At 63.8% G+C, this 24633-nt stretch carries 20 protein-coding genes; 15 read left to right on the top strand and 5 right to left on the bottom strand.

The genetic code is table 11. The annotated features are described in order from the left end of the window. Window positions 1-3: 3 nt before the first annotated feature. The 8 genes from rseP to BSG08_RS06185 all read left to right on the top strand — a co-directional run bounded on the left by rseP (window position 4) and on the right by BSG08_RS06185 (window position 9139). Window positions 4-1353, top strand: coding sequence for an RIP metalloprotease RseP (gene rseP / locus BSG08_RS06220; protein ID WP_093033730.1), 1350 nt, complete (start codon window positions 4-6; stop codon window positions 1351-1353). A 116-nt stretch (window positions 1354-1469) separates the two neighbouring features. Beyond that, on the top strand, window positions 1470-2705 hold the full coding sequence (locus BSG08_RS06215; RefSeq protein ID WP_245770610.1) for an N-acetylmuramoyl-L-alanine amidase: 1236 nt from the start codon (window positions 1470-1472) through the stop codon (window positions 2703-2705). 109 nt (window positions 2706-2814) lie between these two features. Further along, window positions 2815-5322, top strand: a complete 2508-nt coding sequence (locus BSG08_RS06210) for a penicillin-binding protein 1A (RefSeq protein ID WP_093034276.1) — start codon at window positions 2815-2817, stop codon at window positions 5320-5322. A 64-nt stretch (window positions 5323-5386) separates the two neighbouring features. Next, window positions 5387-6514, top strand: a complete 1128-nt coding sequence (prfB, locus tag BSG08_RS06205; RefSeq protein ID WP_093033727.1) for a peptide chain release factor 2 — start codon at window positions 5387-5389, stop codon at window positions 6512-6514. A gap of 159 nt (window positions 6515-6673) precedes the next feature. Continuing rightward, window positions 6674-6898, top strand: coding sequence for a twin-arginine translocase TatA/TatE family subunit (locus tag BSG08_RS06200; protein WP_093033724.1), 225 nt, complete (start codon window positions 6674-6676; stop codon window positions 6896-6898). Window positions 6899-6905: 7 nt separating this feature from the next. Beyond that, complete coding sequence (tatB, locus tag BSG08_RS06195; protein WP_093033721.1) at window positions 6906-7400, top strand: Sec-independent protein translocase protein TatB; 495 nt, start codon at window positions 6906-6908, stop codon at window positions 7398-7400. Continuing rightward, window positions 7397-8299: a twin-arginine translocase subunit TatC gene (gene tatC, locus BSG08_RS06190; RefSeq protein WP_093033720.1), complete on the top strand. Its 903-nt coding sequence runs from the start codon at window positions 7397-7399 to the stop codon at window positions 8297-8299. The genes tatB and tatC overlap by 4 nt, the downstream gene beginning before the upstream one ends. Beyond that, entirely contained in the window at window positions 8300-9139 is an 840-nt protein-coding gene (locus BSG08_RS06185; RefSeq protein ID WP_093033718.1) for an ATP-binding protein, read from the top strand. A 21-nt stretch (window positions 9140-9160) separates the two neighbouring features. Here BSG08_RS06185 and BSG08_RS06180 read toward each other — a convergent pair whose 3' ends face one another. From BSG08_RS06180 to BSG08_RS06165, 4 genes are all read right to left on the bottom strand, one after another. Continuing rightward, on the bottom strand, window positions 9161-10648 hold the full coding sequence (locus BSG08_RS06180; RefSeq protein ID WP_093033715.1) for a replicative DNA helicase: 1488 nt from the start codon (window positions 10646-10648) through the stop codon (window positions 9161-9163). A 225-nt stretch (window positions 10649-10873) separates the two neighbouring features. Beyond that, on the bottom strand, window positions 10874-11551 hold the full coding sequence (locus tag BSG08_RS06175) for an orotate phosphoribosyltransferase (RefSeq protein ID WP_093033712.1): 678 nt from the start codon (window positions 11549-11551) through the stop codon (window positions 10874-10876). A gap of 76 nt (window positions 11552-11627) precedes the next feature. Then, window positions 11628-12665, bottom strand: coding sequence for a dihydroorotase (gene pyrC, locus BSG08_RS06170; RefSeq protein ID WP_093034273.1), 1038 nt, complete (start codon window positions 12663-12665; stop codon window positions 11628-11630). A gap of 51 nt (window positions 12666-12716) precedes the next feature. Beyond that, window positions 12717-13658 carry a phosphoadenosine phosphosulfate reductase gene (locus BSG08_RS06165; protein WP_093033709.1) on the bottom strand — a complete coding sequence of 314 codons (942 nt, stop codon included), beginning with the start codon at window positions 13656-13658 and terminating at the stop codon, window positions 12717-12719. A gap of 229 nt (window positions 13659-13887) precedes the next feature. On the opposite strand from BSG08_RS06165, the gene BSG08_RS06160 reads away from it, so the two are divergent. The 7 genes from BSG08_RS06160 (at window position 13888) to BSG08_RS06130 (ending at window position 22072) form a co-directional block, all read left to right on the top strand. After that, complete coding sequence (locus BSG08_RS06160) at window positions 13888-14841, top strand: AAA family ATPase (protein ID WP_175544708.1); 954 nt, start codon at window positions 13888-13890, stop codon at window positions 14839-14841. A 58-nt stretch (window positions 14842-14899) separates the two neighbouring features. Then, the gene (locus tag BSG08_RS06155) at window positions 14900-16159 is read left to right on the top strand and encodes a vWA domain-containing protein (RefSeq protein ID WP_093033704.1); all 1260 of its coding nucleotides are present in this window, start codon (window positions 14900-14902) and stop codon (window positions 16157-16159) included. Between the two features lie 68 nt (window positions 16160-16227). After that, window positions 16228-17193 carry an XdhC family protein gene (locus BSG08_RS06150; protein ID WP_093033701.1) on the top strand — a complete coding sequence of 322 codons (966 nt, stop codon included), beginning with the start codon at window positions 16228-16230 and terminating at the stop codon, window positions 17191-17193. Beyond that, window positions 17190-18182 carry a molybdopterin-binding protein gene (locus tag BSG08_RS06145; protein ID WP_093033698.1) on the top strand — a complete coding sequence of 331 codons (993 nt, stop codon included), beginning with the start codon at window positions 17190-17192 and terminating at the stop codon, window positions 18180-18182. Before BSG08_RS06150 ends, BSG08_RS06145 begins: the two co-directional genes overlap by 4 nt. Before the next feature lie 116 nt (window positions 18183-18298). Further along, window positions 18299-18784 carry a (2Fe-2S)-binding protein gene (locus BSG08_RS06140; protein ID WP_093033695.1) on the top strand — a complete coding sequence of 162 codons (486 nt, stop codon included), beginning with the start codon at window positions 18299-18301 and terminating at the stop codon, window positions 18782-18784. A gap of 124 nt (window positions 18785-18908) precedes the next feature. Further along, the gene (locus BSG08_RS06135; RefSeq protein ID WP_093033692.1) at window positions 18909-21272 is read left to right on the top strand and encodes a xanthine dehydrogenase family protein molybdopterin-binding subunit; all 2364 of its coding nucleotides are present in this window, start codon (window positions 18909-18911) and stop codon (window positions 21270-21272) included. 11 nt (window positions 21273-21283) lie between these two features. After that, entirely contained in the window at window positions 21284-22072 is a 789-nt protein-coding gene (locus tag BSG08_RS06130; RefSeq protein WP_093033688.1) for an FAD binding domain-containing protein, read from the top strand. A gap of 81 nt (window positions 22073-22153) precedes the next feature. Here the strand turns inward: BSG08_RS06130 and BSG08_RS06125 are convergent, their stop codons facing one another. After that, window positions 22154-24631 carry a penicillin acylase family protein gene (locus tag BSG08_RS06125; protein WP_093034270.1) on the bottom strand — a complete coding sequence of 826 codons (2478 nt, stop codon included), beginning with the start codon at window positions 24629-24631 and terminating at the stop codon, window positions 22154-22156. Between the last annotated feature and the right edge of the window lie 2 nt (window positions 24632-24633).

The following is a 24633-nucleotide window of genomic DNA, read 5'->3' as shown; positions in this document are numbered from 1 at the left end:
AGCGTGGACATTCTGAACCTTCTGCCGCAGTTCGGCAATCTTTTCATGACGATACTGGCCTTTGTCGTGGCGCTCTCGGTGATCGTGGCGGTGCATGAATACGGCCATTACATCGTTGGCCGCTGGTCCGGCATCAAGGCCGAGGTATTCTCGCTCGGGTTCGGCCCGGTGCTCTGGTCGCGCATGGACCGGCATGGCACCCGCTGGCAGGTGGCGCTGTTGCCGTTTGGCGGGTTCGTGAAATTTCTGGGTGATGCGGATGCGGCGAGCGGCAAGGATGCCGCGGCGATGGCCACAACCCCGCCCGAGCGTCTGCGCCAGACCATGCATGGTGCGCCGCTCTGGGCGCGCACGGTGACGGTGGCGGCGGGGCCGGTGTTCAATTTCATCCTGTCGATCCTGGTTTTTGCCGTGGTCATGATGTCCCAGGGCGAGACTGCCGAGCCGCTGACCGTGGGCGCGCTCAGACCGCTGCCGGTCGAGGGGGTGAGCCTGCGACCGGGTGACCAGGTGCTGGCGATCGAGGATCGCGTGCTGCCCGCGTTCGGAGAGGGCGAGGGGTTTGGTGGTTTCATCGACGATCTGCCCAGGCGCGCATTGCTCGATTACGAGGTGGTGCGCGACGGCAGCCGACTGCGGGTGCAGGGGCCACAACTCATGCCGCCGCTGGTCAATGGTCTGGCACCGCAATCGGCAGCCTTTGCCTCGGACATGCGGACGGGCGATGTGATAACCGCGATCAACGATACGCCCATCGTCACCTTTTCCGAATTGCGCTCCTTTGTCGAGGGTTCGGACGGTGCGACGTTCGATCTGCATCTCTGGCGTCCGGGCGGCGAGACGCTGGTGGTTCCGATCACGCCGCGTCGGGTGGACGAGCCGCAGGACGAGGGCGGTTTTAGCACCGAATGGCGGGTCGGTATCATGGGCGGGCTGGCGTTCGAGCCGGCGACGCAGCGTTTGGATCCGCTCTCGGCGGTGAGTGCCGGGGTTGCACAGACCGGTCGGATCATTCAGGGGTCACTTTCGGGGCTGTATCACATGGTCACCGGCGCGATCAGCAGCTGCAACATGTCCGGCCCCATCGGTATCGCGCAGGTCTCGGGGGCGATGGCCAGCCAGGGCGCGGAGAGTTTTATATGGTTCATCGCCGTACTGTCGACGGCTGTGGGGTTGCTCAATCTCTTTCCGGTGCCGGTGCTGGATGGCGGGCATCTGGTGTTTTACGCCTACGAGGCGGCCACAGGCCGTCCGCCGAGCGACCGGGCGCTGAAGGTGCTGATGAGCATTGGCTTGACGCTGGTGCTGTCGCTGATGATGTTCGCGCTCTTCAACGACATCGTCTGCCCCTGAACGCTACACCTGGGAATGCGGTGTGATTTGAGTATTTGGGGGAACAGTGAGGGCGCAGGGTTTTTTGGGACAGTGCGCTGGTATAGCCTGCCGTGACAGGAAACCGGAGAACGGGCGTGAGCAGAAGGTTTTTCAATTTTCTGGCGATTGTGGTGGCGGTTCTGAGCGCTTCGCTGGCACGCGCCGAAGGGGCGGGGTTCAGCGGGCTGGCGCGGCTTGACGCGGCGGCGAGTGCGATCACCGATACAAGGCAGGGGCTGGAGGTGCATCTGCGGCTGAGTCAGGGGGTGCCCTACCGGGTGTTCACCCTCGACGAACCCGCGCGCCTGGTGCTCGATTTCCGCGAGGTGGAATGGCGGGGGACCGGGGCGGCGGAGCTTATCGGGAGCGCGCGCGCCAAGGGGCTGAGACTGGGTCAAATCCGGCCCGGATGGTCGCGGATGGTGGTCGATCTGGCCGCCCCGCATGTTCTGGAGGAGGCGGGGCTGAGTGTCGACCGGCAGACCGGCGTGGCCGATTTGCGGGTGCGGCTCGGGCCTGCGGATGCCGGGGCCTTTGCCGCCTCTGCGGGCACGCCCGACCTGCCGGGCTGGGATCTGCCGGATCCACGGACAGCACTCAGGGCAGCGCCGCGTGCGCCCGATGACGGGTCGCTGACGGTAGTACTCGATCCCGGCCATGGCGGCATTGACCCCGGTGCCGAGGTGGGCGGGACCAGCGAAAAAGATCTGATGCTGCAATTCGCGCAGGAACTGCGCGAGACCCTTTTGCGCGCGGGCGGGTTCGACGTGGTGCTGACGCGCGAGTCGGATGAGTTCGTGTCGCTTGAGAGGCGCGTGGCGCTGGCGCACCGGGCGGCGGCGGATGTGTTCATCTCGCTGCATGCCGATGCGTTTTCCGATGCAAGGGCACGCGGCGCTTCGGTCTATACCCTGTCCGACAGCGCCTCGGACGCGGCGAGTGCTGCCCTGGCCGAACGTCACAACCGTGCGGATATTCTGGCGGGGGTCGATCTGAGCGGCAAGGACGACATCGTGGCAGGTGTGCTGATTGATCTCGCGCGGATGGAGACCCAGCCGCGCGCCGAACGGCTGGCCGGGGTGCTGATCGATACGCTGAAGGCGCGTGATCTGCCGCTATTGACGCGACCGCTGCGCGGTGCCGGGTTTTCGGTGCTCAAGGCCCCGGATATTCCGTCGGTGCTGGTTGAACTGGGCTATCTGTCCAGCCCGCGCGATCTGGCGAATCTGAACGATCCGGGTTGGCGCATGCGCATGGCCGAGGCGTTGCGCGATGCGCTGGGCGCGTGGCGGCAGGATGACGCGGCGCGCACCGGGTTGGTGCGGCAATGAGCCGGAACCGGGCCTTTGTACAGAGATCGGCGCGGCGTCAGGGTTATTCTCTTTTGACCCGGACGGCTGGGATGCCTATATCGGGCGCATAAGATTTGCGGGGGCCGCGGTGCTACGTCCGATTCTAAGTCTCTTGGGGACACTGTTCAGTCTGATCACCCTCGTTGTGGTGGTCGTCGGACTGAGCCTTGGCGCGGTCCTGCATATATATGGTCAGGATCTGCCCAGCCACGAATCTCTGGCCAATTACACGCCCCCCACGATCAGCCGGATCTATTCCGGCGAGGGGCGGATCATCGACGAATTCGCGCAGGAGCGCCGGCTGTTCACCCCGGCGAGCGATATTCCCGATCTGGTCAAGCAGGCATTCATCAGCGCCGAGGACAAGAATTTTTATACGCATGGCGGTTATGACGCCGTGGGCATTGCTTCGGCGCTGGTCGATGCGGTCAAGTCGCGCGGGCGCAATCTGCGTGGGGCCTCGACCATCACCCAGCAGGTGATGAAGAACTTTCTGTTGTCCGGCGACCGCCAGATGGAGCGCAAAATCAAGGAGATCATTCTTGCCACGCGGATTGAGGAGACGCTGAGCAAGGAGAAGATTCTTGAGCTTTATCTCAACGAGATTTTCCTTGGCCAGAACAGCTATGGCGTGGCCGCCGCCGCGCAGACCTATTTCAACAAGAGCCTGCGCGACCTGGAGCCGCATGAGGCGGCAATGCTGGCGTCGATGCCGAAGGCACCCAGCGATTTTCACCCGGTGCGCCAGAAAGAGCGCCTGCTGGACCGGCGCAATTTCGTGCTGAGGGAGATGTGGGAAAACGGCTATCTGACTGAAGAGGAGTATGAGGCCGAACGTGCGCAGCCGCTGCGCAGCGTGCAGAATGGCGATTTTGCCCCGTTCAGCGCGGAACTGCCGCCGCGCGATTATTTCACCGATGAAATCCGTAGACAGTTGAGTCAGGATTTCGGCGAGGGCGAATTCTTTACCGGCGGTCTGAGCGTGCGCGCCACCATCGAACCGGAGATGCAGGTGCATGCCGCCCGCGCCCTGCGTCGGCAGCTCGAAGCCTATGACCGGGGACGGGGACGCTGGCGGGGCACGGGGCTGGTGCTGCCGCCGGAGGCGCTGGACAGCGAGGCCGGGTGGCGTGAGGCGCTGAGTGCGCTGTCGGTGCCTCGGGATATTGATCTGGACGGGCAATGGTATCCGGCGGTGGTGCTGGAACCGGGCGATCAGGCGATGCGGATCGGCATTGAGGGGGTTGAGGGCATCCACGAGGTGCCGCGCAAGGATATTTCCTGGCTGCGCGGCGATTTCAGGGCGACATTCACGCCGGGCGATGTGGTGCATGTGCGCCGCGCGACCGATGACAACGGCACCTTTGCCAACTGGAGCCTGCGGCAGGTTCCCGAAGTGCAGGGCGGATTCATGGCGATGGATGTGAATTCGGGCCGTGTGATCGCGATGCAGGGCGGGTTTTCCTATCAGGCCTCGGTGTTCAACCGCGCCACGCAGGCGATGCGGCAGCCGGGTTCGTCCTTCAAGCCGTTCGTCTATGCCGCCGCTCTCGACAGCGGCTACAGCCCCGCCACCATCGTGATCGACGCGCCCATTGAGATCGACACGCCGCAGGGGCTGTGGCGGCCGCGCAATTCGACCAACAAGTTCTACGGCCCCACGCCGCTGCGCACCGGCATCGAGCAGTCGCGCAACCTGATGACCATCCGACTTGCGCAGGAGGTGGGGATGGATGTGGTGGCCCGCTATGCCGAACGCTTTGGCGTTTACGAGAACATGGGTCAGTTTCTGGCCAATTCGCTGGGGTCGGAGGAGACCACGCTCTACAATATGGTGGCGGCCTATGCGATGTTCGCCAATGGCGGCGAGCGGGTGCGCCCGACGCTGGTGGACCGGGTGCAGGACCGCTATGGCAAGACGATCTATCGTCATGATCTGCGCGATTGCGTGGATTGTGACGATCCCACCATCCCGGCCACGCGCGGCCCGCGGATCGTATCGGACCGCGAGCAGGTCATGAATGCAGTCACCGCCTATCAGTTGACCTCGATGCTCAAGGGCGTGGTGGATCGCGGCACCGCTTCGGGGGCGATCAATCTGCCGGTGCCGGTGGCGGGCAAGACCGGCACCACCAATGACGCGCGCGATGTGTGGTTCATAGGCTTTACCAGCAATATCGTGGCGGGCTGCTATATCGGCCACGATCAACCGCGCGGTCTGGGTCGTGCGGCCTATGGGTCATCGTTGTGCGGCCCGGTGTTCCAGGAGTTCATGACGGAGGCCGTCCAGAAATACGGCGGCGGCCCGTTCGAAGTGCCGCCGGGCGGTCATTTCATCAAGATCGACCGCTACAGCGGCGCCCGTCTGCCGGACGATGCGGAGGGCGAGTTTGTGGTGGCCGAATATTTCCGGGATGGCGAAGAGCCGATATTCGGGCTGATGTATGACGGCGGTTTTGCGATGGGAACCGATCTTGATCTGTTTCAGGCGGGCGAGCGGGAAAATGTGGAGGAGGTCACCACCTCGACCGGCGAAAAGGCGCAGGTGGGCGGCAAGGCCAGTTTTGGCAGCATGAGTTCGGGCGGATTGTATTAAGGCTCTCTTGCCCGTGCCGGTGCGCTGCGCTATCACGCGCCACTGACCAGCCAAGGACATGTAAATGCGCGCAGAAACCCAGAACCTCGTGTCGGAGATCGAAAAGTCGCTGGACCTGCTGCGCCAGCGGCTGGGGTGGGAGACCGCGAAACATCGGCTGGAGGAGTTCAATGCGCGGGTCGAGGATCCGGCGCTCTGGGATGATCCGGCCAATGCGCAAAAGCTGATGCGCGACCGGCAGGCTCTGGTCGATGCGCTGGATACCCATGACAGCATCAAGCAGGAGCTTGAAGACAATATCGGTCTCATCGAACTGGGCGAGATGGAAGGCGATGTCGAGGTCGTGACCGAGGCCGAAGCGGCGCTACGAGCGCTGGCCAAGGTGGCAGCGGCCAGGGAACTGGAGGCGCTGCTGGATGGCGAGGCCGATGCCAATGACACGTTTCTGGAGATCAACGCAGGTGCTGGCGGCACAGAAAGCTGCGACTGGGCCTCGATGCTGGCGCGGATGTATGTGCGCTGGGCGGAAAAACGCGGCTACACGGTCGAGCTGCAATCCGAGAGTGCGGGCGATGAGGCGGGAATCAAGTCCGCCGCCTACAAGATCAGTGGCCACAATGCCTATGGCTGGCTGAAGTCCGAATCGGGGGTGCATCGTCTGGTGCGTATCTCGCCCTTCGACTCGGCGGCCAAGAGGCATACGTCGTTCTGTTCGGTCTGGGTCTATCCGGTGGTCGATGACAATATCGAGATCGAGGTCAATCCGGCCGATATCCGCATCGACACCTATCGAAGCTCCGGTGCGGGCGGGCAGCATGTGAACACCACCGACTCGGCGGTCAGGATCACCCACATGCCAACCGGCATCGTGGTGACATCGTCGCAGAAATCCCAGCATCAGAACCGTGATATTGCCATGAAGGCGTTGAAATCGCGCCTCTATCAGCTGGAACTGGACCGCCGCAATGCCGCCATCACCGAGGCGCATGACGCCAAGGGCGATGCGGGCTGGGGCAATCAGATCCGGTCTTACGTGCTGCAGCCCTATCAGATGGTCAAGGATCTGCGCACCGGGGTCGAGACATCGGACACGAAAGGGGTGCTTGACGGCGATCTTGATCAGTTCATGGCCGCGACGCTGGCGATGAATGTGAGCGGCAAGAGCCGCGCGGAGGCGCAGAGCGCCGATTGACCCGGACTTGCACCCGCGCATAGGGTGGGATCGCAAAAATTGTCACGAATTGAGGACCGCGCACGGCTTTGGTGCTTTTAATGGCTGCTGTGAGCTACTAGATAGACCAATGATATTCGCGGGGGCTGTTTACGCCCCCCGAGCAAGGGAGAGACAGACATGCTGAACAATATCGGCCTACCCGGCCTTCTGCTCATTGCCGTGGTGGTGCTCGTGCTTTTTGGTCGCGGCAAGATTTCGTCGCTGATGGGCGAGGTTGGCAAGGGCATCACCTCGTTCAAGAAGGGCGTGGCCGAAGGTAGTAAAGAGCTTGAGGACGAGAGCAAATCTGCGGTGGACGAGGCACGCGACGTGACCCCGGCTGACCAAAAAGACAAGGCCTGAGCCATAAATGTTTGACCTGGGCTGGACCGAGCTCTTGCTCATTGGCATCGTGGCGCTGATCGTCGTGGGCCCCAAGGATCTGCCCGGAATGTTCCGCGCGGTAGGCAAGTTCATCGGCAAGGCCAAGGGCATGGCCCGTGAATTCAGCCGCGCGATGAACGACGCCGCCGATCAATCGGGCGTGAACGATATCACAAACACGTTCAAAAAGGCATCCAACCCGATGAAATCGGCTATGGATGAGGTGCGCAAGACCACCGACAGCGTAACGCGCGACCTCAAGGACAGCGCCAAACCCGCACTCAGCGAAGAACGGCAGGCCCAGGCAGACAAGATCCGGGAGAAAGCTGCCGACATGGCAAGTGCGCGTAAAACTGCCGAGGCAGAGGCCGCCGTGGCGGCGCCGGGCGATAAGGCGGCCACGACCGCCAGCGCTCCGAAACCCAAGGCGGCGCCGAAGTCCAAGGCGAAGGCCAGAGCCAAGGCCAAGGATCAGGCATGACCCCGAACGACGAGATCGAGGACAGCAGCGCGCCGCTGATCGAGCATCTGGCGGAGTTGCGCACGCGGCTTATCCATTCCGTGGTGGCCTTCATCATCGGCATGGTGATCTGCTTTACCGTGGCCACGCCCATCTTCAATTTCCTGACTGCACCGCTATGTTCCGTACTGGCCGAACGCGGCCAGGATTGCGATCTGATCTTCATAAGCCCGCAAGAGGGGTTCTTTGTCGCCATCAAGGTCTCGCTTCTGGGCGGGTTCATTCTTGCCTTTCCCTATATCGCCAACCAGATGTGGCGGTTCGTGGCGCCGGGGCTCTACAAGTCGGAAAAGGGCGCGTTCCTGCCGTTTCTCGTGGCCTCGCCGTTCATGTTCTTTCTCGGGGCGGCCTTCGCCTTTTACGTGGTCACACCGCTGGCCTATGAGTTTTTCCTCGGGTTTCAGCAGTTCGGCGGCGAGGGAGAGGCGATTGATGGGGGCATGAACGCGGCTCCGCTGTCGGTCGTGTTTCAGGGCTCGGCGCAGGAATATCTGAACCTCACGGTCAAGTTCATCGTGGCCTTTGGCATGTGCTTTCAGTTGCCCGTGCTGCTGACCCTGATGGGCAAGGCCGGGCTGGTGAGTGCGGACGGACTCAGATCGGTGCGCAAATATGCGGTGGTGGGCATTCTGGTGCTGGCCGCATTGGTGACGCCGCCGGATGTGATCACGCAGATCATTCTCTTTATCGTGGTTTATGGTCTTTACGAGGCGTCCATTCAGTTGGTCAGGCGCGTCGAGAAGAAGCGCGAGAAGGAATTGCGCGAGCAGGGCCTGTGGTTCGAGGACGAAGAGGACGCCCCGGAATTCGATCCCGACGAGCCGCTCGCCGACACCGAGACCGACAAGAGCAAGAGCTGAATGACCACTGATCCTCTGGAGCGAATTGCCGCGGCGCTGGAGCGGATGAGCCCCGCACCGCTGAGCGCGCCGGATTTCCACGCGGCGGACGCCTTTGTCTGGCATGTCGGTCCTGATCGGCTGGAGCCGGTGGCGCAGGTCAGCAGGGTGGATATGTCGCTGCTGGTCGGGATTGAGCGGGCGCGCGATACGTTGCTGGCCAATACACGGCAGTTCGCCCGTGGCCTGCCCGCCAACAATGCGCTCTTGTGGGGCGCGCGCGGCATGGGCAAGTCGAGCCTAGTCAAGGCCGTGCACGGTGCCGTGCGGGCCGAGGGTCTGCCGCTCAAGATCGTGGAATTGCAGCGCGAGGATCTTCCCTCTGTCGGGCGTCTGCTCAACCTGCTGCGGGGCAGCGACGCGCGGTTCCTGCTGTTTTGCGATGACCTGTCATTCAGCCATGACGACCAGCATTACAAATCGCTAAAGGCGGTTCTGGATGGCGGCATCGAGGGGCGGCCCGACAATGTGGTATTCTACGCCACCTCGAACCGCCGCCACCTGATGCCGCGGGACATGATCGAGAACGAACGCTCGTCGGCGATCAGCCCCTCCGAGGCGGTAGAGGAAAAGGTGTCGCTGTCGGATCGGTTCGGGTTGTGGCTGGGGTTCCATCCGTGTGATCAGGATGAATACCTTGCCATGATCCGCGGCTATTGTGACGCCTACGGCGTCGGGATCGACGATGTTGCGCTGCGCGCCGAGGCGATCGAGTGGCAGGCGACGCGCGGGGCGCGGTCGGGGCGGGTGGCCTGGCAGTATTTCACCGATCTGGCCGGGCGGCGCGGCGTCCGGGTCTGAGGACGATCCGGAGGGTGCGCGTCAGAAGTCCTGTCCGCTGCCCTGTTGCCAGGGCTTCACAAGATTGCCAAACCGAGTGAATTGCGCCTCGAAGCTCAACTCGACGGTGCCGATGGGACCATGGCGCTGTTTGCCGATGATCACCTCGGCCTTGCCATGCAGACGCGCCATGGCCTCTTGCCATTCCGCCATCTTGTCCATCTCGTGATCGCCGGGCTTTTCACGCTCCTTGTAGTATTCCTCGCGAAACACGAACATGACCACATCGGCATCCTGCTCGATGGATCCGGATTCGCGCAGATCCGATAGCTGCGGGCGCTTGTCCTCGCGGTTTTCGACCTGCCGAGAGAGCTGCGAGAGCGCAATGACGGGGATGTGCAACTCCTTGGCGATGGCCTTGAGGCCCATGGAAATCTCGCCGATTTCCTGCACGCGGTTGTCGGCCGAGCCGCGCACCAGTTGCAGGTAGTCGACGATCAGCACATCCAGCCCATGCGTGCGCTTTAGGCGGCGGGCACGGGCGGCAAGCTGAGCGATGGGGATGGCGGCGGTATCGTCGATATAGAGCGGACAGGATTCGAGCGTCTTGGCGGCATCGACGAAACGGCGGAATTCAACCTCGTCCATGTCGCCCTGGCGGATCTTGTGCGACGAGATTTCCGAGGCTTCGGCCAACACCCGGCCCGCCAGCTGTTCGGCGCTCATTTCCAGCGAGAAAAAACCCACCACGCCACCGTCAACCGCCCCTTCGGAGCCGTCGGGCAGAGTGCCGCGGCGATAGGCGCGGGCGATGTTGAAGGCGATGTTGGTCGCCAGCGAGGTCTTGCCCATCGACGGGCGACCGGCGAGAATCAGCAGGTCGGATTTGTGCAGGCCGCCCAGCTTGCTGTCGAGATCGACAAGGCCGGTGGCGATGCCCGCCAGCCCGCCCTCGCGCTGATAGGCCGCGTTAGCAACATTAACTGCGTCTGTTACTGCCTTGAGAAAGCTCTGAAATCCTGTTTCAGACTGACCCTGTTCGGCGAGTTGGTAGAGTTTCTGCTCAGCTTCGACGATCTGGTCCTTCGGCTCGCTGTCGACATCGACGCGCGCTGCCTTGCCGGCGATTTCATGGCCCAGAGCGATCAGTTCGCGGCGGATCGCCAGATCATAGATCATCTGCGCGTAATCGCGCGCCGCAAAGGTCGAGATCGCGGCACCGGCGAGTTTCACCAGATAGGCGGGACCGCCCAGTTCCTTGAGGCCCTCGTCATTCTCCAGAAAGGCGCGCAGGGTGACGGGCGAGGCAAGGGCATTCTTGGCGATGCGCGCGGCGGCGGTCTCGAAAATGCGGGCATGCACGGGGTCGTAGAAATGCTGTGGTCCGATGATCTGTGCGACGCGGTCATAAACATCGTTATTGGTCAGGATCGCGCCCAGAAGCTGTTGTTCGGCCTCGATCGAATGCGGCATCGTCTCGGCGGCCTCGATTTCGGCCCCGGTCGGATTGAAAGCGGTGATTTCGTTCATGCCTGCTGTCCCCGTTTTTCGGTTTTTTGTGCTTGGTATTCTTAGGCGAACCCCGCATGGACCGCCACTGGTATAACCCTGTGGAGGATCAGAGGGAAAAGCCGGTGGATAAGCCTGACGCGCGTCTGCAACTGCCACATGGTGTGATTGTGCAGAAAAATCCTACCATATTTCGGGTGCGATTGCGATTCGAGATGGCAGAATTCTAACGCTCTGGGGATAAGTTTATTTCTTGTTTGCCGCCTGCCACTTACGTGGGTCACTCAGGAATTCGGCAACCGCGTCGAGTGTCCGGACGTCGAAACTACCCTGCGCGCGGGTCTCGGCCAGCACGTCCCACCAGGTGCACAGATGGTGCAGCGCGACCCCATGATCGCCGAGAACCTTCTCGGTTTCGGGGAAGATGCCGTAGTAGAAAATCACCGCCGTATGGGCGCAATTAGCGCCGGTCTCGCGGATCGCATCGACGAAAGAGAGCTTGGAGCCGCCGTCGGTCGTCAGATCCTCGACCAGAAGCACGCGCTGCCCCTCGGTCATCACACCCTCGATGCGGGCATTACGCCCGTAGCCCTTGGGTTTCTTGCGCACATAGGTCATCGGCAACCCGAGGCGTTCGGCCACCAGCGCGGCAAAGGGAATGCCCGCCGTCTCGCCGCCCGCGACGTTGTCGAACGCTTCGAACCCGGCGTTGCGCATGATGGTGATGGTGAGAAAATCCATCAGCGTGGCGCGGATGCGCGGGTAGCTGACCAGCTTGCGGCAGTCGACATAGGTTGGCGAGCGCAGGCCCGAGGCGAAGGTGAAAGGCTCTTCCGCGTTGAAATGCACTGCTTCGATCTCCAGCAGCATGCGGGCGGTGAGGCGGGCGATTTCCTCTTTGGGAGGGTAGGTGCTGGGGATCATCGGTTGGTCCTTTTTGCGGTTGTTCCGCGCAAGAGTTTCAATGCCTCCGGCGGGGGTATTTTCGCCAAGAAGAGGCTCAGGTCACATGCCAGTGCAGGGGAAATCCGGGGTCGAAGACGGTGACGGGGCCCTCGCCCGTCTCGATCCGGGCGGGGTAGTGGACGGGCGCGCCCCTGGTCAGCGTGATCCGCGTCTCGTTGGGGGGCAGACCATAGAAGGCGGAGCCGTGCAACGAAGCAAAGCCCTCGAGTCGGTCGAGCGCGCCTTCGTCCTCGAAGACATGTGCGAGGATCGAGAGCGTGTTGGGCGCGGTGAAACAACCGGCGCAGCCGCAGGCGTTTTCCTTGAGCGGATCGGTGTGGGGCGCGCTGTCGGTGCCGAGGAAAAAGCGCCGGTCGCCGCCTGTGGCGGCGGCGCGCAGAGCAAGGCGGTGCTCTTCGCGCTTGGCCACGGGCAGGCAGTAGTAATGCGGCCTGATCCCGCCCGCCAGCATGTGGTTGCGGTTGATCACGAGGTGATGCGTGGTGATGGTGGCGGCGAGGTCGCGGTCCTGCGATCCAACATAATCGACGCCCTGCGAGGTGGTGATATGTTCCATCACCACGCGCAGACCCGGCGTGGCGCGGCGGATGGGATCGAGCACGCGGTCGATGAACACCGCCTCGCGGTCAAAGATGTCGGTGGCGGGATCGGTCACCTCGCCATGCACGCAGAGCGGCAGGCCGATCTCGGCCATCCTGTCGAGCACGGGGCGCACGGCGTCGAAATCGCGCACGCCGCTGGCCGAATTGGTGGTGGCCCCTGCCGGGTAGAGCTTGACCGCTGTGATGAGGCCCGCGGCATGGGCGGCGGCGACATCCTCGGGGTCGGTATTCTCTGTCAGGTAGAGCGTCATCAGCGGTGTGAAATCCGCACCTTCGGGCAGAGCGGCGAGGATACGGTCGCGATAGGCGCGGGCGTCACCGCTCGTGACCACCGGCGGTACCAGATTTGGCATCACGATGGCACGGGCGAAATGGCGCGCGGTTTCGGGCAGCACGGCGCGCAGCATCGCGCCATCGCGCAGATGCAGGTGCCAGTCATCGGGGCGGCGTAGGATCAGGGTCTGGCTCATGGGGCTGCGCATACACAATCGCGCGGGTCAAGGCCAGAGACTCCTGCGCTCTCAGCCCTGCTGCACCTGCAGCCGGGTTTCGGCGAGTTGCAGCGCCTTTCGGAAACGCGGCCCGCCCAGTTCGCGTGCCAGCACGTTCTGGCAGAGCAGGATTGTGAGATGATCACGCTCTTCGGCCATCAGCTCTTGCAGCAGGCGCGTCAGGTAGCACGGCGCATTGCGGCGGGCGCGAAACAGTCTTGCCAGGCTCGACCGGGTCAGCTTGCCGCTGGCCGTCTGCGCCAGGATGCGCAGCAGCACCCGCATCTGCAAAAGCTCCGGCTCGATCCGGTAGCCAAGAAAACGGGTGCGGAACCGGAGCAGTTTCGGATGCGAGAAGAGAGCGGCGTGCATGGCGTCAAGCTCGACCTCGGGATCATAGAGCAGCACGGCCTCTGCCGCCCCGTCGAGCATGTCGGGCGCATAGCCGAAGCGGTCGGTGAAACTGGTGCGGCGCATGCGGATATAGCGGTCATCCCATTCGCTGCGCTCGGGATCGAGCGTTGCCTGTGGCCGCAGCATCACCACCTTGGCTCCCGGGGCCGCGACTGAAAAGGCCGCCGCCGCATAGCCGCAGGGCCCTGCGCCGTAAAAGATCACCTGGTCGAAATTGTCAAAGAACCCCTCGTCGATCAGCCGGTCGAAAAAGCCATAGACCCGCTGGTCGCGGAACCATGTGTCCTCCTCGCTGACAAGGCAGAGATGCGACCACTCCAGCCCCTTGACCATGGTCCAGCCCAGGGGATGCGCCTCGGGCGAGAGTTCGGCCATGCGGGCATGTGTTTCGAAGGTGACGAGCAAGGTGGATTTCCGCCTGATCAGAATCGCGGCGTGTTTGCGCCCCAGGGGCACGGCATAGCCTTCGCGTTCCACCAGTTCTGCGGCGCGGTCACGCCACGCCTGCCAGCCGAGGCCCGAGAGATCACTGCTTATGATGGTGGAACTGTTCTGCATGGCCACGGCAACCCTTCAACTTCAAACCCACTCTGCCGACACCCGATGATCCGCTCCGCATGCAATCCGGTCTCTGTCAGGCAGCATGGAGAATCATCTAGCACGTTTGCGGCACCTGCGCATCCTTGACCACCTTGTGCAGTCCGGGTGTCGGAATGTTCTCCCTTTGGTTGTTTTCGACGGTTGTCTCGCGTCGCGACCTGTGGTGCGCGCCCTTGACCAATGCCGCATGGCATGCAGTTCTGCCAGGAGAACAGATGGCGGAGGCGAGAGCGTGCAGAACCCCACATCCATTGACGCGGTGCAGACCCTGCTGGCGGGGCAGGATTATGTCTGCGGGCGGGCGCTTGGCACGGTGACCTATCTGGCGCTGCGGCTCGGGCGGCCGCTCTTTCTGGAGGGTGAGGCCGGGACCGGCAAGACCGAGATCGCCAAGGCGCTGGCCGCCGGGCTGGGCCGCAGGCTGATCCGACTGCAGTGCTATGAGGGGCTGGATGCCGCGAGTGCGGTCTATGAATGGAATTTCGCCGGTCAGATGATTGCGATTCGTGCTGCGGAGGCCTCGGGCGGGGTGGATCGCGGACATCTCAAGGATGAGCTGTTTACCGAGGATTATCTGGTCGAGCGGCCCTTGTTGCAAGCGATGCGTCCGCAACCCGGCGGCGCATCGGTGCTGCTGATCGACGAGATCGACCGCACCGACGAACCGTTCGAGGCATTCCTGCTGGAGGCGCTCAGCGATTTTCAGGTCACGATACCGGAACTGGGCACGATCAGGGCGCCCGAGCCGCCCATTGTGATCCTGACCTCGAACCGCACCCGCGAGGTGCATGACGCGCTCAAGCGCCGCTGTCTTTATCACTGGGTTGATTATCCGACATTCGAGCGCGAGATCGAGATACTGCACGCGCGCGCGCCCGAGGCGGCGGGCGTGCTGAGCCGCGAGGTGGTGGCGTTCGTTCAGCGGCTGCGCACCGAGGATCTGTTCAAGAAACCGGGTGTGGCCGAGACGATCGACTGGGCCAAATGCCTGCTGGCGCTGGACGTGATCAGCCTCAGCCCCGAGGTGATCGCTGACACGCTGGGCGCGATCCTGAAATATCAGGACGATATTGCCAAATTGCAGGGGTCGGAGGCCAAGCGGATTCTGGATGAGGTGCGGGCAAGTCTGGAACCCGCCTGATGTTTCTTCCTGGTTCAAATATCCCGGGGGTGTGGGGGCGGCGCCCCCACGGCGCGGCATGACCGAATACGCCCCCCTCGATCTGCCGGACGACCCGAAACTTACCCATAACATCACCCATTTCGCGCGCGCCCTGCGCGCGGCGGGCCTGACCATTGGTTCCGGCCGGGTGATCGACGCGGTGCGCGCTGTCGCGGCGGCGGGATTTTCCAGCCGCGAGGATTTTTTCTACACTCTGCGCGCCTGTCTGGTGACGCGGCCCGAGCATCTGGTGGTTTTTGCGCAGGTGTTCCGCCTTTACTGGCGCGATCCGCGTTATGTCGAGCATATGATGGCGATGATGCTGCCTGCCATTCGCGGCGTGCAGGAGGATCGGGCGGCGCAGGCGGGCGAAAAGCGGGCGGCGGAGGCGCTGCTTGACGGGGTGACGCGGGATGCGCCTGCGATCGACGAGCGAGATGGCGACGAGGTGCAGGTCGAGGTCGATGCAAGCGCCACGATGTCGGGCGACGAGCGGTTGCGACAGCTCGATTTCGAACAGATGAGCACGGCAGAGATGCGGCAGGCCAGGCGGATGCTGGCGCGGCTGACGCTGCCGGTCAAACCCCTTGCCTCGCGCCGGGGCATGGTCAGCCCGCAGGGCACGCGGATCGACATGCGGCGCTCGTTTCGCGGCGCGCTGCGCCATGGCGGCGAGATGCGGCGCATTCATTGCAAGAAGCCACGCGAGCGCTGGCCCAATCTGGTGGTTCTGTGCGATATTTCCGGCTCGATGAGCCAGTATAGCCGCATGGTTCTGCACTTTCTCCACGCTGTCGCCAATCAGAAAGGGGCGGGCTGGGCAAAGGTGCATGCCTTTACCTTTGGCACGCGGCTGACCAATATTACAAGGCAACTGGCGACACGGGATGTGGATGCGGCGTTGGCTGCTGCCGGGCGGCAGGCGCAGGACTGGGAGGGTGGCACCCGGATCGGGGCCTGTCTGCATGCGTTCAACCGCGACTGGTCGCGTCGGGTCATGGGGCAGGGGGCGGTGGTGCTGCTGATCACTGACGGTCTGGACCGGGACGACCCCGACGCGCTGGCGCATGAGATGGAACGACTGCATCTGAGCGCGCGGCGGCTGATATGGCTCAACCCGCTGCTCCGGTGGGAAGGGTTCGCGCCCAAGGCGCAGGGTATTCGTGCCATGCTGCCGCATGTGGACGCATTCCGCGCCGGCCATTCCATCGCCACGCTGGAGGATCTGGCCGAAGCGATTTCGCGCCGGGATGATGACGGAGAAAAGGCCCGTTTGATGGCGGCCCTGCACGGCTGACGGGGTGCGATTTTTCTGCCGGAAATCGGGATGCGGGTGTTAGATGAACGCAGCAATGGGAGAGGATCATGCAGAGGTTTGACGACATTCCCGAAACCGCGCTGACCTGGCACCGCGCGGGCAAGGGCGCGGCGCTGGCCACGGTGGTCGAGACCTGGGGCAGCGCGCCGCGCCGGGTGGGCAGCCAACTGGCAATCTCGGGCGAGGGCGAGATTGCAGGCTCTGTCTCGGGCGGCTGTGTCGAGGGCGCGGTGGTGGCCGAGGCATTGGACGCGATCGAGGCGGGCAAGCCGGTGCTGCTGGAATATGGTGTGTCGGATGGCGATGCCTTTGCCGTGGGGCTGGCCTGCGGCGGTACGATCCGGGTGCTGGTCGAGCCGGTGGGCACGGTGATGCCCGAGGCTCTGCTGGCCGATCTGGTGCTGGCCCGTGAGGCGCGGGTGCCGGTGGCCTATGTCACGGGCCTGGAGGTCGAGCGGCGGCTGGAGCGGGATGGCCACGCGGTGCGTTTTCGTATGGATCGTTCGGGGTTCGAGGAGGATGGCGCGACCTTTGTCGCCATTCACAATCCGCCCTTGCGGCTGATCGTCGTCGGGGCGGTACATATCGCGCAGGCCCTCGTGCCGATGGCGCGGATTGCCGGATATGACCCACTGCTGATCGACCCGCGCGAGAGTTTCGCCAGCGAGGCGCGGTTTCCCGGCGAGACGGTGCTGCACGACTGGCCGGACGAGGGGGTACGCGTCTTTGGGCTGGATGGGCGCACGGCGCTGGTGCTCCTGACGCATGATCCCAAGTTGGATGATCCGGCGCTGATCGAGGCGCTGCGCTCTGAGGTCTTTTATATCGGTGCGTTGGGATCAGCCCGGACGCATGCAAAGCGGGTGGCGCGGTTGGTCGAGGCCGGGTTTACAGAGGCCGAGATCGGAAGGATACACGGACCTATCGGTCTGGATATCGGAGCGGCGGGACCATCCGAGATCGCGGTGGCGATCCTTGCGGAAATGACGCGCGTGCTGAGGTTGGACGCGTGAAATTCGGACCCGTTCCGCTGGATCAGGCCGAGGGGGCGATTCTGGCGCATTCCGAGCAGGTGGCGGGCGGGCGGCTGCGCAAGGGGGCCGTGCTGGGCACGGATCAGATAGGGGCGTTGCGTGCGGCGGGTTATGCGCAGGTGACGGTCGCCCGGCTGGAAACAGGCGATCTGCACGAGGATCGGGCAGCGGAGATGCTGGCGCAGGCTCTGCGCGGCACGGCGTCAGGCATCGCGATTAGTGCACCATTCACCGGGCGGGTCAACCTGTTGGCGGAGCGACCGGGGGTGGTCTGTCTCGATACCGGCGCGATCAACGCGGCCAATGCGGTCGATCCGATGATCACGGTGGCGACGGTGCCGGACCATCATCAGATCCGGGCGGGGGGCATGATCGCGACGGTCAAGATCATCGCCTATGGCGTATCGGGTGCGGCGCTGGCGCGGGCGGCGGATCTGGCGCGCGGCGCGGTGCGGCTGGCGGTGGCGCAATATCGCAATGCCAGCCTGATCATCACCGATACACCCGGCGGACCGGGCGACAAGGGGGCCGAGGCGATCGCGGCGCGGGTCACGGGGCTGGGCATGGAGATGGCCGAGACCGTTATCTGCGCCCATGAAGAGGCGGCGCTGGCTGATGCGATCGGGGCCGCGAGGGGGGATATCGTGCTGATCCTCACCGCCTCGGCGACGTCGGATCCTCATGATACAGCACCACAGGCATTGCGCCGTGCCGGGGGACAAGTGGAGCGTTTCGGCATGCCGGTCGATCCGGGAAACCTGCTGTTTCTTGGTAGTCTTGGCGGCAAGCCGGTGATCGGCCTGCCGGGCTCTGCGCGCAGTCCGGTGCTGCATGGTGCGGACTGGGTGCTGGCGCGGGTGGCCTGCGGGCTGCCATGCGGTGCAGCGGAAATCGCCGCGATGGGGGTGGGGGGGCTGCTGAAGGAAATCCCGACCCGGCCACAGCCGCGCAGCGCGGGTCGCAGGTGAGCCGCAAAATACCGGGTTCTCAACATGCGTGAGCCGTGCTTTAGTCGCACTGGACAGTCGGACCGAGCCTGCTAGGTCTGACAGGGAGACAGAACCAAGCCAACCGGGAGGAGCCAATGCCAGAGGTCAAGATGACCGTGAATGGCAAGCCAGCGTCGGGCCAGATCGAGGGCCGCACGCTTCTTGTCGAATTTCTGCGAGAGAACCTGGGTCTGACGGGCACGCATGTGGGCTGTGACACCAGCCAGTGCGGGGCCTGCGTGGTGCATGTGGACGGGCGAGCGGTCAAGGCCTGCACCATGTTCGCTGCCGAGGCCGAGGGCGCCGAGGTGAAGACCATCGAGGGGATGGCCGAGGCCGACGGGACGCTGCACCCGATCCAGCAGGCGTTCCAGGATCACCACGGGTTGCAATGTGGTTTCTGCACGCCGGGGATGGTGATGTCGGCGGCGGCCCTGCTGGCCGAGAGCCCGACGCCGAGTGAGGCCGAGGTGCGCGATTACCTTGAGGGCAATCTCTGCCGCTGCACGGGCTATCACAATATCGTGAAGGCGATACTGGCGGCCAGCGGGCAGGACGTGAGTCGCATCGCGGCGGAATAAGGTGCATTCGGGGGCGCGGCCCCCACGCCTGCAGCGCTCGCCCGGAGTATTTCGGGAACAGTGAAAGGGCTGCGGGTCGGGTGTTCATGGGGGGTGACCCCGGACGATCAGGGAGGAGAATGACATGCCCAAAGACGGAGGTATCGGCGCCAGCACAAAGCGGCGCGAGGATATCCGGTTTCTGACCGGGAATGGCAATTACACCGACGACATCAATCTGCGCGGGCAGGCCTATGTGCATTTCCTGCGCTCGGATGTGGCGCATGGGCGGTTGAACAAGGTTGATACCGGCGATGCCGAGGGCATGCCCGGCGTGCTGCGCATCTTTACCGGCAAGGATTTCGAAGGGGTGGGCGGGCTACCCTGCGGCTGGCAGGTGACGGATCGTTTCGGCGAGGTGATGCAGGAGCCGGGGCATCCGGTACTGGCGCAGGGTAAGGTGCGCCATGTGGGCGATCCCATCGCCGCCGTAGTGGCCGAGACCTACGCACAGGCGCGCGATGCGGCCGAGGCCATCGTGCTCGATATAGAGGAACTGCCGGCGGTCGTGGACATGAAGGCGGCGCTGAAAGAGGGCGCGCCAAAGGTGCATGACGAGCTCAAGAGCAACCTCTGCTATGACTGGGGGTTCGTCGAGGAGAACAAGGCGGCGGTGGACGAGGCCTTTGCGAAGGCCGCGCATGTCACCACGCTGGAACTGGTCAATCAGCGGCTGGTCGCGAACCCGATGGAGCCGCGCGTGGCGGTGGGCGATTTCAACCGCTCGACGGGCGACTCGACCCTCTACACCACAAGCCAGAACCCGCATGTAATCCGCTTGTTGATGGGGGCCTTCGTGCTGGGTATCCCCGAGCACAAGTTGCGGGTCGTGGCCCCCGATGTGGGCGGCGGTTTTGGCTCCAAGATCTTTCACTATGCGGAAGAGGCGTTCTGCACCTTTGCCGCCAAGGCACTCAACCGCCCGGTGAAATGGACCTGCTCGCGCTCCGAAGCGTTCATGACCGATGCACATGGCCGCGATCATGTGACCAAGATCGAGTTGGCGCTGGACAAGGACAACAACTTTATCGCGATCCGCACGGATACCCATGCGAACATGGGGGCTTACCTGAGCACCTTTGCCCCTTCGGTGCCCACATGGCTGCATGGCACGCTGATGGCCGGCAATTACAAGACGCCGCTCATTTATGTGAACGTCAAGGCGGTGTTCACAAATACCGTTCCCGTGGACGCCTATCGCGGGGCCGGGCGGCCCGAGGCCACGTTCCAACTGGAACGGGTGATCGACAAGGCGGCGCGCGAATTGGGCGTTGATCCGATTGCGCTGCGCCGGCAGAATTTCATCACCGAATTCCCCTATGCGACACCCGTGGCGGTGGAATATGACACCGGCGATTACCACGCCACGATGGACAAGCTGGAAGAGATCGCGGATTTCAAGGGCTTTGCCGCGCGGCGCAAGGCGAGCGAGGCCAAGGGCAGGCTGCGTGGCCTTGGCATCAACTGTTATATCGAGGCCTGCGGCATCGCACCCTCGAACCTTGTGGGGCAATTGGGCGCGCGGGCCGGGCTCTATGAGAGTGCGACGGTGCGGGTGAATGCCACCGGGGGCCTTGTGGTCATGACCGGCTCGCATTCCCACGGACAGGGGCACGAGACCTCCTTTGCGCAGGTGGTGGCCGAGATGATCGGGATTGACGCCAGTATGGTCGAGATCGTGCATGGCGACACTGCCAACACGCCGATGGGCATGGGCACCTATGGCAGCCGTTCCATTGCCGTGGGCGGTTCTGCAATGGTGCGGGCTACCGAGAAGATCATCAACAAGGCCAAGAGGATCGCGGCACATCTGATGGAGGCTTCGGAGGCCGACATCGAATTGAAAGATGGGCAGTTCAGCGTTGCAGGCACGGACAAATCCGTGGCCTGGGGCGATGTAACCCTCGCCGCCTATGTTCCGCATAATTATCCACTCGCGGAGGTAGAGCCGGGGCTGGAGGAGACGGCGTTTTACGATCCGTCAAACTTTACCTACCCGGCAGGGGCCTATGCCTGCGAAGTAGAGGTAGATCCCGAAACCGGCCGCGTCACCATCGAGCGATTCGCGGCGGCGGATGATTTCGGCAATATCATCAACCCGATGATCGTTTCGGGTCAGGTACATGGCGGCATCGGTCAGGGGATTGGACAGGCGTTGCTGGAATCCTGCGTCTATGATGAGAACGGCCAACTACAGACCGGCAGCTACATGGATTACGCGATGCCGCGTGCCGATGACGTGCCGTTCTACCGGGTGGATCATTCCTGCCAGACGCCCTGTACCCACAATCCGCTTGGGGTGAAGGGTTGTGGCGAGGCAGGTGCCATCGGTAGCCCGCCCGCGGTGGTCAATGCGGTGATCGACGCCCTGCAATCGGTTGGAAAGAACGTCACCCATATCGACATGCCACTGTCGCCGTCGCGCGTCTGGCAAGCGATGCAAGGGTAAGGAGAGCGATCATGTATGCATTCGATATCGAACGCCCCGCAACAATTGCCGATGCGATCAAGGCGCTTGGTTCCGGGGAAACGCAGGCGCTGGGCGGCGGTCAGACGCTGATCCCCACGCTGAAACAGCGGCTGGCGGCCCCGGAAAGGCTGGTGTGCCTGTCGGGCATCAAGGAGATGCAGGGCATCTGCACCGCCGATGACGGCGCGCTCTGTATTGGTGGCGGGACCACCCATGCCACAGTTGCGGCGGGCGCGGGGGCCTATCCGGCGCTGGCCGCGCTGGCCGGGCATATCGGCGATCCGGCAGTGCGCAATCGCGGCACCATCGGCGGTAGTCTGGCGAATAACGATCCTTCGGCCTGTTATCCGGCGGCGGCGCTGGGATCGGGGGCGGTGGTGATCACCTCGAATCGCGAGATTGCGGCGGATGATTTCTTTCAGGGGATGTTCACCACGGCGCTCGAGGATGGCGAGATCATCACCGAGGTGCGTTTCCCGGTGCCGGAAAAGGCCAGCTATCAGAAGTTCGAGCAACCCGCCTCGCGTTTTGCGCTCGTGGGGGTGTTTGTCGCGAAATACGGCACAGGTGTGCGCGTGGCGGTGACCGGGGCCTCTGAAGGTGGCGTGTTCCGCTGGTCGGAGGCGGAGGCGGCGCTTTCGTCGAATTTCGCACCCGGGGCGCTGAAGGGGCTTGCCCTCTCGGCCGATGGCATGATCAGCGACCTGCACGGGTCGGGCGCGTATCGCGCGCATCTGGCCGGGGTGATGACGCGCCGGGCAGTGGCTGCGGCGGGCTGATAGCAGGACAGGACAATACAAACGGGTTCCGGGCCGCTTTCCTGCAGGGAAAGCGGCCCGGTGATTGACGAAGGCTGCGGGTCAGGGAGTTTCTGGCGCGAGCACGGTCACACCCACCGACGCCGCGCGCGCCAGTGCGGGATCGAGCGACATCGGGATATACTCGCCGCGCCGCCATAGTTGCGAGAGATCGTCGTAATGGCGGCTGAGGAAATGACCAGACTGGCCGGTTGCGATGATGAACACGCTGCTGTCGGGGTCGGCGAAATCGTAAACCCCGCGATAGCCCGCACCATGCACATTCTGAAACGGGTCGGGGCCATCGCCGCCGCGCGTGCGCCCGCGCAGGAGCGTGTGGTCGCCGCCCGAGGTGGATTGCCGGATGTTGACGAAATGGCGCAGGAGCGGGACATTGCCCAGCACCTGATGGTCATGGGTGGCCTGATGCGCCTCGCCCCATCGCAGGCTTTCCAGTGAGCTTCCATAACGTTCGGAGATCCAGATCAGCGCATCATCAAGCGCCATGCGCGCGATGTCGGTGCAGGTCTCTGTGGCGGCCGATTGCCTGACATCGCACCAGGCCGAGGCGCCGTCCACATCGCGGAACACGCGCTCGATGAACACCGGGTCGGGGTGGTCGAATTCCCGTGAGAGCGGACCCAGATCGTCGCGGATCAAGCGGTCCATCAGGGCGCGCATCCAGGCGGCGTAGATCAGCGGCTCGGGCAGGTGTTCGTTCATCTCGCCGTTCCAGTCGGCGAGCATTGTCAGTGCCCTCTGGCGCAGGCGTTCGGGCGAGCCGTCGGGCGCGGCCTCGCCTGTGAACCACAGATCGGCACCGATCAGCGGCAGGAGCGAGCGGGCGGTGAAGCTGACCGTGTCAAGCTGCGCCTCGACAAAGCTGTCGCGGGTATGCACGCCGCGCCCCTGCATCAGGCGCTGCCAGCGATGCACGCGCTGCGTATCACCCCAGAGGTGGCTCACATGCATCGGAAAGGGGCGGTCGACGATCTTGTTGTTGGTGTTGCCCAGGATTCCGCCTCGGGGTGCAATGAACTCGGGGTTCGCGGCATAGGGCAGGGTGCCCTGCCAGCGGTTCTCGGTCAGCCAGCCCCGGCTAGGCATGCGGCCCTCGCTTTCGTGGCGGGCGTCGCGGCGGGGGGCTGCGCCGACGGTCTTGAGCGCGATCGTGTCCTGATCGACCAGCGTCAGGTTCTGGGAGGGTGCGATATAGAGCCGACCCGCCTCAAGCGCCGTCTCGACCGATCCGGCGCGCATCAGTGTCATGGCGGCGCTCATCGTGGTATCCTCGGCGCTGAGCGCCGTCCAGCTCAGCGACGCCACATGGCCAGGCGGTGTCACCTCTGCCAGATTGTAGTGGCTGCCGGGTAGGACCGGGCCGTTTTCGGTCCAGCGCAGGGTGAGGGTGACGGGGTCGGCCCCCTTGATCTCGATGATCGAGCGGGTGGTGCGAAAGGGTTTGTAGCCGTCCGGCGTGCGGTATTCGGCCGGGTTGTCGGGATTGAGTTCCTCGATGAAGAGATCCTGATCGTCCATGTAGGACGAGGTTATGCCCCAGCCGAGACTGGCGCTGCGCCCCGTGAGGATCACCGGGATGCCGGGGATTGTGGCACCGATCACGCCGCCCGATTGCAACTCCAGTCGGGCGAGATACCAGATATTCGGTGCGGAGAAGCCCAGATGCGGGTCATTGGCCAAAAGCGTGCCGCCCGAGGCCGAGCGCGTGGGCGCGGCGGCAAAGGCGTTGGAGGCTCCGGCAAATGCCGGTCGATGAAAGGGTGAAAGCGGATGCTTGGGTGTGTCCTGCGCCCGCGCCATCCGGGGCCACTCGGTATCCGGAAAGAGGGCGGCATATTCCGGCAGGGCGGCGATTCCGCTGCCCGGTGCGAGCGGCAGGATATCGTCGAGCCGCGCGGGATCTTCGAGCGCCAAAGAGGTGCGGGCAAAGAGCACCTCGTTGGACAGATGCGCCGAGAGCTGCACCGCCATCAGCTTGATCAACGCGATGGAGTCCGCTGGCTGCCACGGGGCCACAGGAGCGTTGAAGAGGAACTGTTCTGGCGCGCCACGACCAAGCGCATCGCGGTTGATCTCGGTCAGCCGGGCGTTGATCCCGTCGGAATAGGACTTGAGCGCGGCCCGCGTTTCGGCATCCTGCACCGCCACCGACTGACGCGCCAGCGTATAGAGGTCGAACCGGCGCAGCACCTGGTCGATTTCCAGGGTGCGGGGGCCGAAGACTTCGGACAGGCGTCCCTGAACGGTGCGGCGCAGCATGATCATCTGCCAGAGCCGGTCCTGCGCATGCGCGTAGCCCAAGCCAAAGAAGGTGTCGGTATCGGTCCGGCCAAAGACATGCGGCACATTGGCGTTGTCGCGCACGATCTCGACCGGGGCGGAAAGACCGGACACCTCAAGGGTCTTGTCGTAATCGGGCAGCGAGCGGGAGAGCAGGAAATAGACGCCCGCGATGGCGATCACCGCCAGCAGAACCGCGCCGCCTGCGAGGCGCAGCAACCATATGATCAACGTTGACATGG

Origin of the sequence: Roseovarius azorensis (assembly GCF_900109455.1) — a bacterium.
Lineage (GTDB): Bacteria > Pseudomonadota > Alphaproteobacteria > Rhodobacterales > Rhodobacteraceae > Roseovarius > Roseovarius azorensis.
Note: the sequence above shows the minus strand (reverse complement) of the source record. Positions and strands in the feature narration are given on the sequence as shown.